Annotated in this window: 14 protein-coding genes, 2 tRNA genes, 1 rRNA gene, 2 pseudogenes and 1 riboswitch; of the genes and pseudogenes, 5 read left to right on the forward strand and 14 right to left on the reverse strand. The window is 43.0% G+C overall.

The features are described 5' to 3' along the window. From AC0C66_RS15270 to AC0C66_RS15280, 3 genes are all read right to left on the reverse strand, one after another. Positions 1 to 126, reverse strand: a 16S ribosomal RNA gene (locus AC0C66_RS15270); the annotation flags it as partial. Positions 127 to 287: 161 nt separating this feature from the next. Then, positions 288 to 361 (reverse strand) — tRNA-Gly (locus AC0C66_RS15275). 14 nt (positions 362 to 375) lie between these two features. Further along, positions 376 to 452, reverse strand: a tRNA-Arg gene (locus AC0C66_RS15280). 336 nt (positions 453 to 788) lie between these two features. Here AC0C66_RS15280 and AC0C66_RS15285 point away from each other — a divergent pair. Beyond that, positions 789 to 1643, forward strand: coding sequence for a manganese catalase family protein (locus AC0C66_RS15285; protein WP_072182140.1), 855 nt, complete (start codon positions 789 to 791; stop codon positions 1641 to 1643). Between the two features lie 50 nt (positions 1644 to 1693). On the opposite strand, the gene AC0C66_RS15290 is transcribed toward AC0C66_RS15285, so the two are convergent. The 8 genes from AC0C66_RS15290 to AC0C66_RS15325 all read right to left on the reverse strand — a co-directional run bounded on the left by AC0C66_RS15290 (position 1694) and on the right by AC0C66_RS15325 (position 8941). Then, positions 1694 to 2782 carry a glycoside hydrolase family 26 protein gene (locus AC0C66_RS15290; RefSeq protein ID WP_014112870.1) on the reverse strand — a complete coding sequence of 363 codons (1089 nt, stop codon included), beginning with the start codon at positions 2780 to 2782 and terminating at the stop codon, positions 1694 to 1696. Positions 2783 to 2800: 18 nt separating this feature from the next. Next, positions 2801 to 3748, reverse strand: a complete 948-nt coding sequence (gene manA, locus AC0C66_RS15295; protein WP_088680030.1) for a mannose-6-phosphate isomerase, class I — start codon at positions 3746 to 3748, stop codon at positions 2801 to 2803. Beyond that, positions 3745 to 4644, reverse strand: a complete 900-nt coding sequence (locus AC0C66_RS15300; protein WP_088680029.1) for an ROK family protein — start codon at positions 4642 to 4644, stop codon at positions 3745 to 3747. Before AC0C66_RS15300 ends, manA begins: the two co-directional genes overlap by 4 nt. A 28-nt stretch (positions 4645 to 4672) precedes the next feature. After that, positions 4673 to 5386 carry a transcriptional regulator GmuR gene (gmuR, locus tag AC0C66_RS15305; protein ID WP_014112867.1) on the reverse strand — a complete coding sequence of 238 codons (714 nt, stop codon included), beginning with the start codon at positions 5384 to 5386 and terminating at the stop codon, positions 4673 to 4675. 147 nt (positions 5387 to 5533) lie between these two features. Then, positions 5534 to 6931, reverse strand: a complete 1398-nt coding sequence (locus tag AC0C66_RS15310; protein ID WP_072182137.1) for a glycoside hydrolase family 1 protein — start codon at positions 6929 to 6931, stop codon at positions 5534 to 5536. Positions 6932 to 6948: 17 nt separating this feature from the next. After that, on the reverse strand, positions 6949 to 8277 hold the full coding sequence (gene celB, locus AC0C66_RS15315; RefSeq protein ID WP_014112865.1) for a PTS cellobiose transporter subunit IIC: 1329 nt from the start codon (positions 8275 to 8277) through the stop codon (positions 6949 to 6951). Positions 8278 to 8297: 20 nt separating this feature from the next. Further along, positions 8298 to 8630 carry a PTS sugar transporter subunit IIA gene (locus tag AC0C66_RS15320; protein ID WP_014112864.1) on the reverse strand — a complete coding sequence of 111 codons (333 nt, stop codon included), beginning with the start codon at positions 8628 to 8630 and terminating at the stop codon, positions 8298 to 8300. Continuing rightward, complete coding sequence (locus AC0C66_RS15325) at positions 8630 to 8941, reverse strand: PTS sugar transporter subunit IIB (protein ID WP_014112863.1); 312 nt, start codon at positions 8939 to 8941, stop codon at positions 8630 to 8632. Before AC0C66_RS15325 ends, AC0C66_RS15320 begins: the two co-directional genes overlap by 1 nt. A gap of 176 nt (positions 8942 to 9117) precedes the next feature. Continuing rightward, positions 9118 to 9217: riboswitch (purine riboswitch) on the forward strand. A gap of 54 nt (positions 9218 to 9271) precedes the next feature. Between AC0C66_RS15325 and pbuE the strand changes: the two genes are divergently transcribed. Further along, positions 9272 to 10438 (forward strand): purine transporter PbuE, encoded by a 1167-nt coding sequence (gene pbuE / locus AC0C66_RS15330; RefSeq protein WP_014112862.1) that lies wholly within the window; start codon positions 9272 to 9274, stop codon positions 10436 to 10438. A 15-nt stretch (positions 10439 to 10453) separates the two neighbouring features. On the opposite strand, the pseudogene AC0C66_RS15335 reads toward pbuE, so the two are convergent. Further along, positions 10454 to 11070 (reverse strand): annotated as a pseudogene (locus AC0C66_RS15335) (YdhK family protein). A 158-nt stretch (positions 11071 to 11228) separates the two neighbouring features. Further along, entirely contained in the window at positions 11229 to 12206 is a 978-nt protein-coding gene (locus tag AC0C66_RS15340) for an HD domain-containing protein (protein WP_088680026.1), read from the reverse strand. A 64-nt stretch (positions 12207 to 12270) separates the two neighbouring features. Here AC0C66_RS15340 and AC0C66_RS15345 point away from each other — a divergent pair. Both AC0C66_RS15345 and AC0C66_RS15350 read left to right on the forward strand, forming a co-directional pair. Continuing rightward, a pseudogene (locus tag AC0C66_RS15345) lies at positions 12271 to 12735 on the forward strand (GNAT family N-acetyltransferase). A 17-nt stretch (positions 12736 to 12752) separates the two neighbouring features. After that, complete coding sequence (locus AC0C66_RS15350; RefSeq protein WP_072183057.1) at positions 12753 to 13238, forward strand: YdhH/YoaO family protein; 486 nt, start codon at positions 12753 to 12755, stop codon at positions 13236 to 13238. Positions 13239 to 13273: 35 nt separating this feature from the next. Here AC0C66_RS15350 and AC0C66_RS15355 read toward each other — a convergent pair whose 3' ends face one another. Continuing rightward, a complete protein-coding gene (locus AC0C66_RS15355; RefSeq protein WP_176364376.1) occupies positions 13274 to 13882 on the reverse strand; it encodes a transglutaminase-like domain-containing protein in 609 nt (202 codons plus the stop codon). 143 nt (positions 13883 to 14025) lie between these two features. On the opposite strand from AC0C66_RS15355, the gene phoB reads away from it, so the two are divergent. Then, positions 14026 to 15414 (forward strand): alkaline phosphatase PhoB, encoded by a 1389-nt coding sequence (gene phoB, locus AC0C66_RS15360; RefSeq protein ID WP_079288419.1) that lies wholly within the window; start codon positions 14026 to 14028, stop codon positions 15412 to 15414. Positions 15415 to 15433: the final 19 nt, after the last annotated feature.

Consider the following 15433-nt stretch of genomic DNA (forward strand, 5'->3'; position numbering starts at 1 on the left):
TACCCACGTGTTACTCACCCGTCCGCCGCTAACATCAGGGAGCAAGCTCCCATCTGTCCGCTCGACTTGCATGTATTAGGCACGCCGCCAGCGTTCGTCCTGAGCCAGGATCAAACTCTCCGATAAAGTGGATCACAGGTTAAGTTCACCGCATCCTGCGGTGACACCTGTGTGACCTGCGTCGTGCAGGCCTTAGTTTGACTGACTACGCACATCACTGTGCGATTTTATAAAAATGAATTAACAGGTACGTTTTGTCTTGTTTAGTTTTCAAAGATCATTCAAAATGGAGCGGGTGATGAGAATCGAACTCACGACATCAGCTTGGAAGGCTGAGGTTTTACCACTAAACTACACCCGCGTGGTATTTTATATTGGCGCGCCCGAGAGGAGTCGAACCCCTAACCTTTTGATCCGTAGTCAAACGCTCTATCCAATTGAGCTACGGGCGCTTATTAAGCGACTTAACTATCATACTATCATTTGATGTTGAAGTCAAGAAGTTTTTTAAAATGTTTTTTTCGAAGATCGAATCTTTTTTCAACTCGACTTTTCTTATTATACACATTTTTAAAAACTTGTAAACACCTTAGGAAAACTTTTTTGTTTTTGTTTTGTTTCGTGCTGTTCATCAGCGACGTTTAATAATATACCATGTGCAATTTCTGCGGTCAACACTTTTTCTATATTTTTTTCGGATTCTTTTACGTGCTTAGTGATACGTATATTTTATCTCTTTTTACAAAGTATATAAGAAATCAATCACTAGAAAAGAAATGAGGTGTGCTATGTATTACTACAAAGAAGAGCTGATAAATATCATTAAGCCGGACAAGCCAGACCCGGCAGCTGCTAAGGTTCTGCAGGAAATATTAGGCGGTCATTACGGAGAAATGCGTACAATGATGCAGTTTTTTTTCCAAAGCTCCAATTTCAGAGGAAAACAGAAACAGTACCGCGATCTGCTCCGTGGCATTTTTTTAGAGGAAATCGCACACGTTGAACTGGTCCAAAACACAATTAATGCTTTATTAGATGAATCAGGAGGTGCAGGTGTCGGCAGTCAAGGTGCAGATCAGGCACCACTTGATGAAGCCGTTAAACATGCTAATCCTCATCATTATATTATTGGGGCGCAAAGTTCCCTTCCTGTTGATGCAGGAGGCAATCCGTGGAATGGGTCATGGGTGTATAACCATGGAAACTTAATTACAGACCTGTTGGATAACTTGCTTCTTGAGTCAACAGGCGTGCTGCAAAAAACAAGAATTTATGAAATGAGTTCTAACCAGACGTTTCGGGAGACTCTTGCTTTTCTGATTGTACGTGACAATGCTCACCAGAATGCGTTTGCGAAAGCGCTCGAGACATTGGGCGTTGAGTGGGCGAAGCTCTTACCTGTGCCGAATTACGACATTAATAAATATCCTGAGTGCAGAAAGTATGTTGAATTAGGCTACCACAATGCACAGTTTAATTTCAGATTGGATGAGACAAGAATCGGCGACATCTTTCAAGGAACGTCTCCAAGCAGAAATGGCGGAGAGTTAAAAGTAATAGAGCCTCCGGCAGGGTTCCCTGTACCAGTGCTTCCGGAAATGCCGAATGAACACAGTCCTGGGTTAGGCGATATGAATGCCTAATCAGGTATGAAGGTGCTCAAGAAATTTCTTGAGCACCTTCTGCTTCGAATTCATTCAACGATAGGCGTTAAAGAATCACCATTCCATATCTCTCCCTTATTGAGTGTCCAGCTGTGGTTATATAGACCTGATGCACCCTTGTTTGCAGCTGGGCTCCACTCATCATTCCATGCCAGAAAGTAAATGGTGTTAGGATATTTTTGTTTTATTGCATTGATCAACAGGCTGTAATCGAAGCTGCCGTTTGCATTTTGCGGGCCGACTTCTGTAAAGGCAAATGGTTTGTTAAGCGCTATTAGCTGATCGTATCCGTTAATCGAATAGGCATCTTGAAAATATGCATCTAATCCGACAATATCCACGTAAGACGCCCCCGGGTAAAAATCGGTTTTAAAATCTCGATTGGCGTCGGGAGAATAAACCCAAAGCAAATGATCAAGTCCTCTTGTGTCGGTCATATAATGATAGATTTTCTTGTAGAGCTGTTTATATAGGGAGATTCTTTCATTATCCTTTTGATTATATGATGTAAGTCCCCACCAAAACCATTCACCGTTCATTTCATGCAGCGGCCTGAACAGAACAGGCACACCTTGGTTCTCCAGTTCTTGAAGTCCGTCAGCAATTTTGCTGAGCATAGCATTCAGCCGCTTCCCTTCCGCTGTTGATGAATCTAATATGTTTTTATACTGATCGTTTGTGATCGGTGTTTTAAAATGCCCTGACTGAAAAGCCGGATTCGCCAGGTGCAAACTGATTTGCGGGATTCCTCCGCTTTTCCAATACGAAAGTAAATCGCTGTTGCAGCTTACATCAATCGAATCTTCAATATTTGCAGTTTCAAGCCACCCTCTTGCATAATCACAGCCGTAAATAGCAGGTGATTGTCCGGCAGTGCTTCGGATTCTATCAGCTTCAGCCATAGAGAATGTGTCATGACTGTACCCTCCAAACGCTCCGGAAAGGACTTTGTTTTCTGTTCGATTCGGCAGATGAGCCAGCCAGTTCATCACTGCTTTTGTTGTCTGCTGCGCATTAGGATTTACAGGCGACACAGTATGAGCTTCAATTGGCTTTGCCGTAATACAAGACGCAAGTAAAAATAAAATGAGCAAAGAGATCGTATGTTTCTTAAACAAATGCAATTCCCCCATTCATTAAGGATGAGATATCATCAACTCACATGTTCCTTCTATTGAAAACTCTCCAAATTGCGCAGGCAAAATAAAGTGTGAGCCTGCATTGTACTCATACTGAATACCATTATTTACGATTCGTCCTGATCCGCTCAGAACACTCCCCAGCAAATAGGTTTGATGAGAAGGAAAAACAGCTCGGCCGCTAATCCTCCATTTGTACACTGAGAAATAATCCGATTGTACATAAACAGTGATCACCGCGTTACCAACTTCTTTCACTTTCGGTGTATGCACTTTATCGATATGCGGTATCGTTATGACTTCCATGGCTTTTTCTATATGAAGAGTTCTTTTTCGGCCCTGGTCATTACAGCGGTCATAATCGTATACGCGATACGTTGTATCAGAGTTTTGCTGGATTTCAAGGACAAGGGTTCCCTCACATAAGGCATGGAGCGTACCGCTTGGCACATAAAAGAAATCTCCGGGTTTGATTTTGATTCGCCTCAGCAGCCCGTTCCATTCGCCGCTTTCCATTCGCCGTTTAAAATCTTCCATTGTGCTTGCGTGATGGCCTAAAATCAGTTCTGCGTCTTTTTTGCAATCAATAATATACCAGCACTCCGTTTTTCCGAGATCGCCGTTTTCGTGCAGTATCGCATAATCATCATCAGGATGTACCTGCACGGAGAGATCCATATTGGCATCCAGCAGCTTTACCAGCAGCGGAAACACCTTTCCATCTGGAAAACCGAAAACTTCCGGATGATCCTGCCATACTTGATCAAGTGTCTTTCCTGCCAGCGGGCCGTTTTGAACAGCCGACGAGCCATGGGCATGTGCAGAAACGGCCCAGCACTCACCTGTTTTTTCTGAGGGTATCGCGTAGCCGAAGGCATCACGAAGCTTTGTTCCTCCCCATATTCTCTTTTTAAAGACAGGCTCCAAAAATAAAGGGTGCTTCATGACCGCACCTCCCCGTAAGCTTGCTCTGCTTGTAAAGCCTGATGCGCTAAAACAAGCGTGCCGATGATTCCGGCGTTACTGCCTAAACGTGGAGGTACAATATAATCACTTATACTATCTGATAATTCAGAAAAATCTAGGTAGCTGTTCATAATTTCCGGCACATATTGATAAATATAAGGAAATACTTGTTTCTGATTCATGACGCCGCCGCCAAGAATAATTTTTTTAGGTGCAAGGATCAAAATATACTGAGCCAGCGCTTGGGCAATATAGTACCCTTCCAGTTCCCAGACTCGAGTTATTTCTGATAAATCAGCAGCTTTTTTTCCCCAGCGCGCTTCTATGGCAGGACCGGAAGCCAGACCTTCAAAGCAATCCTTATGATACGGGCACTTCCCTTGGTATACATCATCCGGGTGCCTCCGGATATAAATATGGCCCATCTCTGGGTGTGACAGCCCCTGAAGGAGCCGGCCCTCTACAATTGCTCCCGCACCAATGCCAGTGCCAATCGTTATATACAGGCAGCTGTTGAGATCCCTCGCTTCACCAAAAAGGAATTCACCCAGCGCCGCAGCATTGACATCCGTACTAAAACCGACTGGGATTTTCATTTCATTCTTAACGGTTTGCAAAAAGGGATAGTGTCTCCAGCCCGCTTTCGGCGTGGCCGTAATGGTTCCGTATGTTTTACTGGTTTTATCGTTATTAACGGGACCAAAGGAGCCGATGCCGATAGCCTGTAAAGAAAATTGGCGAAAATATCGAATCGCTTTCTCTATCGTTTCATCCGGCATCGTTGTGGGGAACTCTATCCGGTCAATGATCGTTCCATCTTCTTTACCGACAGCACAAACAAACTTTGTGCCGCCTGCTTCAATACCGCCAAGCATGCAGATGGCCTCCTTGTTGTCTCCGCAATCAGCGCCGTATGTTTACAGAAGTAACAACAAACTTGTCATGCCGATGACGTGAAAAGGAATACTCAAATGGAATGCCGTTGTCTAAGAAGCCCACATGTTCAACTTCAAGAATTGGATCATCCTGTTTGCAGCCCAAATGCTGCTGGTCAATATGATCAGATTTGCAAGCTCTGATTTTCCGATGCGTTCCGGCGATTTTGAGCTGCAGCTCGTTTGTGATGTGGTTGTAGATCGAATCATGAAGAACATCATCATTAATGCCCGGTATTAAATGAGTCGGCATATATGTTTTTTCCAAGACATAGGGCTCTCCCTCTACAATCCGAAGCCGAACGAGATAATAAACGGGTGTCTTCTGATCGATGGACAAATGGGCAGCCACTTCCTCTGTTGGAAATTGCACTTCAAACTGAATGACCTTGCTTTTAATTTCCTTATCTTTCAGCAAGTTAGTCAATCCCAGAATCTCATTGCTGACTACATGGACATGGTCATCCTGTATCGCTGATTGAATAATAAACGTGCCATGGCCCCGTTTTCTAAACAGCAGACCCTCGGCAACTAAATTATCCAAGGCTCTCTTCATCGTCATGCGGCTTGAGTTAAATTCTTTTGCAAGAGATACTTCATCAGGAATGGGCTGATCAATCGGATATACGTTATTTTTGATTCTATCTCTCATTTCATTTGCAATGATTTCGTATTTATTCATTGGTATCCTCCGGCAGCTGTTAGAGTATGATATCACATAAGCGTTTACGGATATCATAAGTTCTTTTCCCTATTTCATCAATGTTGCGGCTGTTCGTGATCTCTATTCGTCATGATGATTGCCGGAAGACCTGGATCTTTGGGAAATCTAGAAACCGTGTTGCTCAGCAACCTTTTTGAACCATTTTCCGCTCTTTTTGACGGTCCTTTCCCCGTCTTTCTCGAGGTTGACTGACACAAACCCGTATCGGTTTTTATAGGCATTTGTCCAAGACCAGTTGTCCATGAACGTCCATAAGTGATAGCCTTTTACATTTGATCCTTCCTGTATGGCACGGTGAATCCATTTGAGGTGCTCTTTCATAAATTCAATCCGGTAATCATCTTGAATAATGCCTTGTTCATCCCTGAAGCGTTCCTCGCCTTCAACTCCCATCCCGTTTTCAGAAATAAAGCACTCGATGTTCCCGTAGTTTTCTTTTAAATTGATCAAAATATCATAAACGCCTTTTTCGTAAATCTCCCAGCCGCGATGAGGATTCATTTTGCGGCCCGGCATGACGTAAGGATCAAAATACCTGTCGGGCAAAAAAGGAGCGTCGGGATTCGGAAGATGTTCTTTTGCCTTTACACGTCTCGGCTGATAATAATTCACACCCAACAGATCAATCGTATTGTGTTTGATGACCTCAAGATCTTCTTTCTTATAGCCGGGCAAAAAGCCTTCGCTCTTCAAAATCTCAACCAGCTCTTTTGGGAATTCCCCTTTGACAGAAGGGTCTAAAAAGGATCTGTTAAAAAACGCGTCTGCTATTTCCCCTGCTTTTACATCCGCCGGATGGCTGCTTCTTGGGTATGAAGGGGTCAAATTTAAGATGATGCCGATTTTTCCGTCCTGCTTCATCTCCCTGTAAGCCTGAATGGCTCGGGCACTTGATAGCATTGTGTGAAATCCGACCTGGACGGCTTCTTTAAAATCGACCTTGTTTGGATAATGAAAATCATATAAGTATCCGCCTTCTACTGGGACGATCGGTTCATTATGCGTAAACCATTTTTTCACCCGATCGCCAAATAAACGAAAGCTTGTTTTCGCATAGTTTTCATAAGCGTCAACCGTTTCTCTGTTTACCCAGCCGCCGTTTTTTTGAAGTTCCATCGGCATATCAAAATGAAACAAATTGACAAAAGGTTCTATTCCGTTCGCGATCAACTCATCAATGACACTACTATAAAAATCCACGGCTTTGACATTGATCTCGCCTATTCCGTCCGGTATTAAACGCGACCAGGAAATCGACATTCGGAACGAGTTGTGGCCAAGCTCCTTCATCAGCCTGATATCTTCTTTATAGTTGTCGTAAAATCGAGATGTAGCTGCAGGCCCGACATGATCAAAAAAACGATGCGGTTCTTTTTCAAACCAATAATCCCATATATTCTGCCCTTTTCCGTCTCTATCGGCGGCACCCTCCGTTTGTGTTGCTGAAGCGGACGAGCCCCACCAAAAATCTTTCGGAAAACGATATTGTTCTGTTTGTGCCAAGTCTCTCTCCCCTTATGTCACATTTTGATACTATTATCATTTTGCTGGGCAGCTGTTTCCTGCACAGCCTGTTCCTTTTCTTTTGCCAGATTTAATTTATCCATTGCTTTCAGGAACGGAAACCATATCACGAAGACAATCAGCAGATTGACAAGCTGCATCACGCCCCCCATGATCGAGTTCGTCGCCATGATGCCATTAATGAATAATGGAACCGTCCACGGCACCGTTACACCAGTCGGAGGCGGAACGAGCCCCGCTGACATGGCCAGATAGGTGACGAGCGTAACAACCATCGGCGCCAACACCCAAGGCACAATAATGATCGGGTTCATGACAATCGGAAGCCCGAAGATAATCGGTTCGTTTACGTTAAAAATACCGGGGGCGAGGCCGAGTTTCGATACTTGCTTCATCTGCCTGCTTTTCATGAATATGAGAATGGTAAACACAATCGCAAGCGTCATCCCGGTTCCGCCCATCCCTACTGTATAAATCTCCATAAACGGTTTTGAAATAATATGAGGGATTTCTTTTCCCGCCGTGTAAGCAGAAAGGTTTTCTACTTGCAGTGTATTCCAAATCGGGTCCATCACGGAGTTGATAATAATCTGTCCGTGCAGTCCGAAAAACCAAAGGATTTGAATGAAAAACACGGCAATCAGCGTCGGGATGATACCGCTTCCAAGTCCGACAAGCGGCGCCTGAATCGCATGATAAATAACGTCGTGCATATTTGTTTTAAAAAGCTGTGTCACCAGAACGTTAATCAGCAAAAACACTGTCAATGTAATAAAAGCCGGAATAAGTGCGGCAAATGATTTTGCTACAGCAGGCGGAACACCGGCAGGCATTTTGATCGTCAGGTTTTTTTGAACAATTCTTCTGTAGATTTCACCTGAAAGAAATGCCGTAATCATGCCAAGAAACATCCCTTTTGCACCGAGACGGTCGACCGGGATAACCCCTGTAATGGCATCTCCTGTTTCCGGCTGAACGATAAATGGCGTTAAGAGCAAAAAGGATACCAAAGCGATCGCGCCGCCAAATACAGCTTCAACCTGATAGCTTTTCGACAGGTAGTAGCCTATCCCGAATACGACGAAGACAGACATAATGCCCATAGTCGCTGTGGACGCAATGCCGAAATGAGACTGAAACGATGTAAGCATTGAAGCATTCATGATTTTGTTTAAGAACGGCAGGTTCGTTAACACCACAAAAATGGAACCGAATATCGTAAGCGGAAAAGCCAGCATGAATGCATCACGCAGCACTTGCAAATAGCGGTTATTGTTTAACCTCCCTGCAATTGGAACAAGGAATTGGCTGATTTTCTCGAACACCCTATCCACCCCGATTTTTTTTATAGATTCTTTGTTTTAAAGAGATCAAGCAGTTCTTTCACTAATTCTTTCATGGTTAATGTTGACATCAGATGATCCTCCGCATGCATGAGCAGCAAGGAGAAAGCCGCCTCTTCCCCGCCGGATTCTTTCTGTATCATTTGAAAGTGAATGTCATGGGCTGCGGATAAATCCTGCTCAGCCTTGGCAATGAGGGCATCCGCCTCCTCCTTGTTCCCTTCCTTATAGGTGCGCAGAGATTGTATGATGGAGCTTCGGGCATTGCCGCTGTGCAGGATAAGCTGAAAACTGATTTGTTCGTCAGTTAAATTCGTGATTTTCATCTGTTCCATTATTGATTCTCCATTAAGGACAATGCTTGCTCATACGCTTTTTTGCCATCTGCCATTCCGTAGGCCATCATGTCAATGACTTCAACCCGAATGTTGTATTGATCCGCCTCTTTTTGGAGTTCGCTTTTCAGAAAGCTCATTTGCGGGCCGATCAAAACGGCATCTGCTTTTCTCATATCTTCTTTCGCCTTATCTTGGCCGACTGCCCAAATCTCCGCTTCCTCTCCGATGGATTGTGCGTATTCCTTCATTTTTGTCACCAATAAACTGGTAGACATTCCTGAACTGCACGCCAGTAATATTTTTTTCAACTGCTATCCCCCCTTGTGATTAAAACGCTTACAATTTTTATTATAGTCATTATTTTTTAAATGTCTATACTTTTAAAAAATAAATATAATCATTTACTCGTCCGGTTCATCGATTTGTAAATTTTTCTATGGAAGATTCATTCATAATGTGATACACTCATCAACAGAAACGAATCAATTAAATAGCTATTATCACTTGTATAACCTCAATAATATGGTTTGAGGGTGTCTACCAGGAACCGTAAAATCCTGATTACAAAAATTGTTTATGACATTTTTTGTAATCAGGATTTTTTTATTTGTCAAAACTTTTAAGTAAAGGAGTTTGTTATGAATTTTAAAGTTTTCCTGCTTGCAGCTTCTACGATTGCAGTCGGATTGGTTGAGTTAATTGTGGGAGGAATTCTTCCTCAGATCGCAAATGATTTAGACATTTCCATTGTCTCAGCCGGGCAGCTGATCAGTGTGTTTGCGCTGGGATATGCAGTGTCAGGGCCGCTGCTTTTGGCATTGACTGCGAAGATTGAGCGGAAGCGTTTATATTTAATTGCCTTATTTGTTTTCTTCCTAAGCAATCTTGTCGCCTATTTCAGCCCTAATTTTGCAACACTGATGGTATCTAGGGTATTGGCAGCAATGAGTACAGGGCTGATTGTTGTGCTCTCTTTAACGATTGCCCCGAAAATTGTAGCGCCTGAATACAGAGCCCGCGCAATCGGAATTATTTTTATGGGATTCAGCTCCGCTATCGCATTAGGCGTGCCGCTCGGAATCTTAATCAGCAACTCCTTCGGATGGCGCATTTTGTTCCTTGGCATCGGCCTGTTGGCACTGGTCTCCATGCTGATTATTTCAATCTTCTTTGAACGAATACCGGCGGAGAAAATGATTCCTTTCCGGGAACAACTCAAGACGATTGGCAATCTGAAAATCGCGAGTTCACACCTCGTCACGATGTTTACATTAGCTGGCCACTACACGCTATACGCTTACTTTGCGCCGTTTTTAGAAGAGACTCTTCACCTGAGCTCTTTCTGGGTCAGCATTTGTTATTTCCTTTTCGGGATATCTGCTGTATGCGGAGGCCCTTTCGGAGGAGCGCTTTCTGACCGGCTTGGTTCCTTTAAGAGCATTTTGCTGGTGACCGGTTCCTTTGCCATCATTATGTTCTTACTGCCGCTGTCTACAGCGTCTATGATTTTCTTTTTGCCTGTCATGGTGATTTGGGGTCTTCTGAGCTGGAGCCTCGCCCCGGCTCAACAAAGCTATTTAATTGAAATTGCACCAGATTCGTCTGACATTCAGCAAAGCTTTAATACATCTGCCCTCCAAGTCGGAATTGCCCTTGGCTCAGCCATTGGCGGTGTTGTTTTGGATCAGACGGGTACTGTTGTCTCAACGGCATGGTGCGGCGGATCGATTGTCATTATCGCTGTCCTGTTTGCCTTAATTTCGTTAACAAGACCTGTTCAGACAGTAAAAAAATCCTCCTTGTAAAAGGAGGATTTTTTATTATTTAGCTGAAAGCTCGTCTTCGGTCACCCATTTGTGGTTTTTCACTTTTTCACCGCTCGTTGTCGATGTATAGTCAACCATGTATACGGTTGTTTTTTCGGCGGAGTCGATCTCGGCTGTTGCTCCCTTCATGCCTTTCATATGAGAAGCCTCTAAAATCACCTGATCTCCAGGGTTTAATGTTTTATCTCCCGCGTCTTTGATTTCTTCTTGGATTACCCATTTATGATGATCTACGCGCTGCCCTCCGTTTGTCGGAGTGTACGAGACAACATACGCCGTTGTGTCATAGGCTCCTGTCACTGTAGCCTCGGCACCTTTCATGCCTTTCATATGAGATGCATTGATGACCACTTGGCTTCCTACTTTATATTTCGGATGTTTAGATTCCTGTAATCCCTCTGGTACTTCAGCTGATCCGGAATGCTCCATTTCTTCATGTGATGACGAATCTGAATGATTTTCATGAGTGTTTTCTTTTGTGCTATTGTTATTGCCGCAAGCTGATAAAACAAAAATAAGAGATAACATCAGAATTCCCAGTGCTTTTTTAGTAATTTTCATGTTCATTCTCCTTTGGTTCATTTTTTACTGTGATTTTTGCCCGCAGACAATAAAATCGCATATCTGCAAGCAAACATGCTCTTCGATAATACTATACCCCCGAATGGTATGTAAATACGCTGATATTCTCATAAAACGTTCCCACAGTTTGTCCTATTCCCCTTGGTTGGCATAGTCAAACATGAAAAAAGCCGCTGTTACGCGGCAATTAGTGATGTAACACTTTTATATACACACCTTTTTTTGCTTTTTGATAAGCGGCCTCTCCCATTTTTCTGACGTTTTCGGATACAGCTGATGCTTTGACCCATTCGTCATGATGAAAAATGGATGGATCGATGAGGCGCATTTTCTTCTTTTGATGGAAATCGTACTGGATATTATCTTCTTTTACTTGGATGCGGGGATGAATATGTTTAAGCAAGCTCAGTACTTCTTTATTTTTTGATGCGTGCAAGATGTCGAGTGCCTCTTGATCCGTTTTCAGCAGATCTTCTGCGGATATGACATTATGCTGTAACGCAGCCTTCAACGTTTGTGCTAAATATTCATACCCATATACATTCACGGGATTCAAAAAGAAATCTATCACCTCCATGTAATACACCCGGACAAACCATTCGGCAGCTTCGATTCCATCCGGAAACATCCTTCCGTTTCTCACAATGAGGTGATCCAAAAAGGTTTGTGCTTCGTTCAGACTAATGTGCCCATACCGGTACATGTCCCGCAGCGTATAGTCTGTCCGATCGGCACAGAGCTCTGGTGCGGGCTGTTCCAGCAATGTCCATCTCGTATCGTCTGATAAAAGTTCTTCGGCATCATAACCGTGTTTTTCTAAAATTCCCGGAATCTCAGAGTGAACAATGACTTGTTGAAAGATATTTTCATGGTAGTCTTCCGCTTCATTTTCAAAGACAACATCGATTACATGGGAAAAAGCCGTGTGTGATACGTCGTGAAGCAGGCCTGCTATCTGCTCTTCTATCGTTCCTCCCAGCTTTTTGATGAGGAGCATCACGCCGATAGAGTGCTCATACCGGGTCACATCCCACTTTCGATTGACTAAAAAGCTTGCTCCGCCTTGGTAGATTCCTTTTAATCTTTGTACCGGCGCGCTCTTGATAAGCTCTTCCAGCACCTTGTCTATATGGTGCTGCCCATAAATGACATCGTTGATTTCCATGCCGTCACCTCAACATCTTTTTAGTTATTGTTATATATGATATTACACATTTTCTAAAAGGAGGATGAGGATTATCTCAAGCAGTGAGTTGTCGAAACATACGATAACCGATTTTTTTGCCAAGCATTGAGAGTCACCCGAGATGGTGATTTCCAGCGGCATTTTTCGATGTGATGAATTAGATGGCTATGCCGCTGTAGATGAGGGTGGCGAAATCATCGGTTATATTACATACGTGATACATGGAAAAGATTGTGAAATCATTTCATTAGATAGTATCATTGAAAAGAAAGGAATCGGCACAGCTTTCCTACAGCAGGTTGAAGAGACGGCTAAACATGCAAGGCTTATCACAACGAATGATAATGTACATGCGATGGCGTTTTATCAAAAGAGAGGCTATCAATTCGCCGCATTGTTTCCGAATGCAGTTGAAGAAGCGAGGCGACTCAAGCCGGAGATTCCCGAGAAAGCTGAAAACGGCATTTTGATTCGGGATAAAATTCTTTTTTCAAAGGTAATTGATTAAACGAATAGGAGTTTTTTATGTCCAGTCATTATAAATATCCTCTTATTTTCACGGCTTCCCTATTATTGGCTTTCTGCTTGATCTTTTTTTCCTATCAGCTGATTCATTATGTGCGATTGGAGTATCCGAACTGGCAGGGAGAAAGCAAAGATCGGAATTGGGAAGCTGTTTTCACAAAAAATGAAGATGCACCGAATGAATACAGCGGCAATCTTTATTGGATCGGTGATACAGATAAAGCAGACAGCACTTATGTGGAATCACTGATTGTAAAAAAAGATGATGAGGTTCTGCTGAGCTCTGATACAGAAATCCCCATACGAGATTATTCCGGCGGCACTTCTCGCGATGGAAGCGCAAAAGAGGAGTCCGTTTCTTTTTTAGAGCGATTAGATGAACATGAGCTTGAAGGCCATGATATTACAATTGAAGTGAAATGGAAGCAAGGTAATCATTATTCCGCAAGTCAGTTTACCCTTAATGAAAAGACCTTATTTGATTAAAAGCAGGGATTCTCATAGAGGTCCCTGCTTTCTGCTTACAAGTGATCCGGTAAATGATATAGATACATCTTTAAAGCGTCTGTATGTCCATTTAATACAGCTACTGTTTTTGAATGGGGATTTGTATAAATCATCGGCTTATCTTGTTCACCCATTCTCTCATTGACCTGAAAAGCCAGTCTCTCTTTATGAATCGAAAATTGTGCATTGACCCCCTCCTTATTCCCTCGGGCATCCAGCCTTACCCATTTTCTAACAGAAGAAAGATATACAGCGTTTAAAGCATGAATGCAATAACCTTTGTCCGGCGTATCGAACAGCATTAATCTTTGATAACAGAATCCTGTTGGAATTCCTTCTCCGCGTAGTAAGGCAGCGAAAAGATTTGATTTGGCATAGCAAATCCCCTCTTTGAATCTCAGAACATCTGAAGCATGACAAGTAACTCGTTTGCTTTGAATATCCCATGAATGTGATATTTCATCCCTTACGAACTCAAAAGCAATTTTCGCTTTGTCCATTTCTGTTTGAGATGAATGAAAAAGTTCAGCTGCCTTCTCCTTTATCATGGGATGGGAATAATCAACTTCTTTCGACTCACAAACATAATCACTCAGCCGGCCTGATTCACAAATCATCTTCACTTAACCCACTCCCTTTTCCTCAATTTCCGTCATCCTCTTATTCTTGTAAATCCAATCTTTAAAATCGATTAACACTAGCTTAACAGTTTAAAAATATAATGGGGTTGTCATTGAGATTCATCTATTTTTAGGAGGTTATCCAGTTGAAAAAATTCCCGAAGAAATTACTGCCTATCGCGGTTTTATCATCTATTGCGTTCAGCAGCTTAGCCAGCGGCAGTGTGCCTGAAGCCAGCGCCCAGGAAAAGAAAAAGGGGAATCAAGACGAAATTAAGAATGTTATCGTTCTGATTGGTGATGGTATGGGTGTGTCCTATACGTCTGCTCATCGCTATTTAAAAGATAATAAAAAGACAAAGTTTGTAGAGCCTACCGCTTTTGATCAATACCTTGTCGGCCAGCAGACGACTTATCCTGAAGATCCAGAACAAAACGTAACAGATTCTGCATCTGCAGCAACGGCTATGTCAGCCGGGATCAAAACATATAACAATGCGATTGCTGTGGATAACGATGGTTCAGAAGCCAAAACAGTACTTGAAGCGGCGAAAGAGAAAGGAAAAGCAACAGGACTTGTGGCCACTTCAGAAATTACACACGCCACTCCGGCCTCTTTCGGTTCACACGATCACAGCCGAAAAAATATGAACTCGATTGCCGATGATTATTTTGATGAAATGGTCAACGGCAAGCACAAAATTGATGTCCTTCTAGGTGGAGGAAAAAGCAATTTTGACCGCAAGGACCGCAATTTGATCAAGGAATTCAAAAAAGCGGGATACAGCTATGTGGATAACCGCAAGGACATGCTGAAAAATAAAGACAGCCAAGTTCTCGGCCTATTCGCTGACGGCGGCCTGCCTAAAAAGATTGACCGCACGAAGGATATTCCTTCATTAAAAGATATGACAAACACAGCGATTAAAAAATTAAGCAAGGATAAAGACGGATTCTTCCTCATGGTGGAAGGCAGCCAGATTGACTGGGCGGGGCATGACAATGATATCGTCGGCGCCATGAGTGAAATGGAGGACTTCGAACAAGCTTATAAGGCGGCTCTTGATTTCGCCAAAAAGGACAAGCACACATTGGTTGTGGCAACGGCTGACCACTCGACCGGCGGATACTCCATCGGTGCAGACGGCATCTACAACTGGTTCAGTGAACCAATTAAAGCCGCAAAACGCACACCTGACTTTATGGCAGAAAAAATCGCTGACGGCGCAGATGTTGAAAAAACATTAAAAACGTATATTGACCAAAAGAAATTGGCTTTAACTGAATCAGAAATCCAATCTGTTAAAAAAGCCGCAAAATCGAAAGAAGTGCTTGAAATCGATAATGCGATCGAGGAGATTTTCAATAAACGCTCTCACACTGGATGGACGACAGGCGGACATACTGGTGAAGATGTTCCCGTCTATGCGTACGGACCGTCTAGTGAGACATTTGCCGGCCAAATCGATAATACACAAATCGCTAAAAATGTCTTCAAGGCTTTACAATACAACATTAAGATTAACGATAAGTAAAAGAATACAAGGTGTCCCG

The sequence above is a fragment of the Bacillus sp. VA13 genome (assembly GCF_055710085.1).

Bases quoted from the DNA above. Each gene is read 5' to 3' on its own strand.
- AC0C66_RS15285 (WP_072182140.1), top strand. From the start codon at position 789: ATGTATTACTACAAAGAAGAGCTGATAAATATCATTAAGCCGGACAAG.
- manA (WP_088680030.1), bottom strand. From the start codon at position 3,748: ATGAAGCACCCTTTATTTTTGGAGCCTGTCTTTAAAAAGAGAATATGG.
- AC0C66_RS15300 (WP_088680029.1), bottom strand. From the start codon at position 4,644: ATGCTTGGCGGTATTGAAGCAGGCGGCACAAAGTTTGTTTGTGCTGTC.
- gmuR (WP_014112867.1), bottom strand. From the start codon at position 5,386: ATGAATAAATACGAAATCATTGCAAATGAAATGAGAGATAGAATCAAA.
- AC0C66_RS15320 (WP_014112864.1), bottom strand. From the start codon at position 8,630: ATGGAACAGATGAAAATCACGAATTTAACTGACGAACAAATCAGTTTT.
- pbuE (WP_014112862.1), top strand. From the start codon at position 9,272: ATGAATTTTAAAGTTTTCCTGCTTGCAGCTTCTACGATTGCAGTCGGA.
- AC0C66_RS15340 (WP_088680026.1), bottom strand. From the start codon at position 12,206: ATGGAAATCAACGATGTCATTTATGGGCAGCACCATATAGACAAGGTG.
- AC0C66_RS15350 (WP_072183057.1), top strand. From the start codon at position 12,753: ATGTCCAGTCATTATAAATATCCTCTTATTTTCACGGCTTCCCTATTA.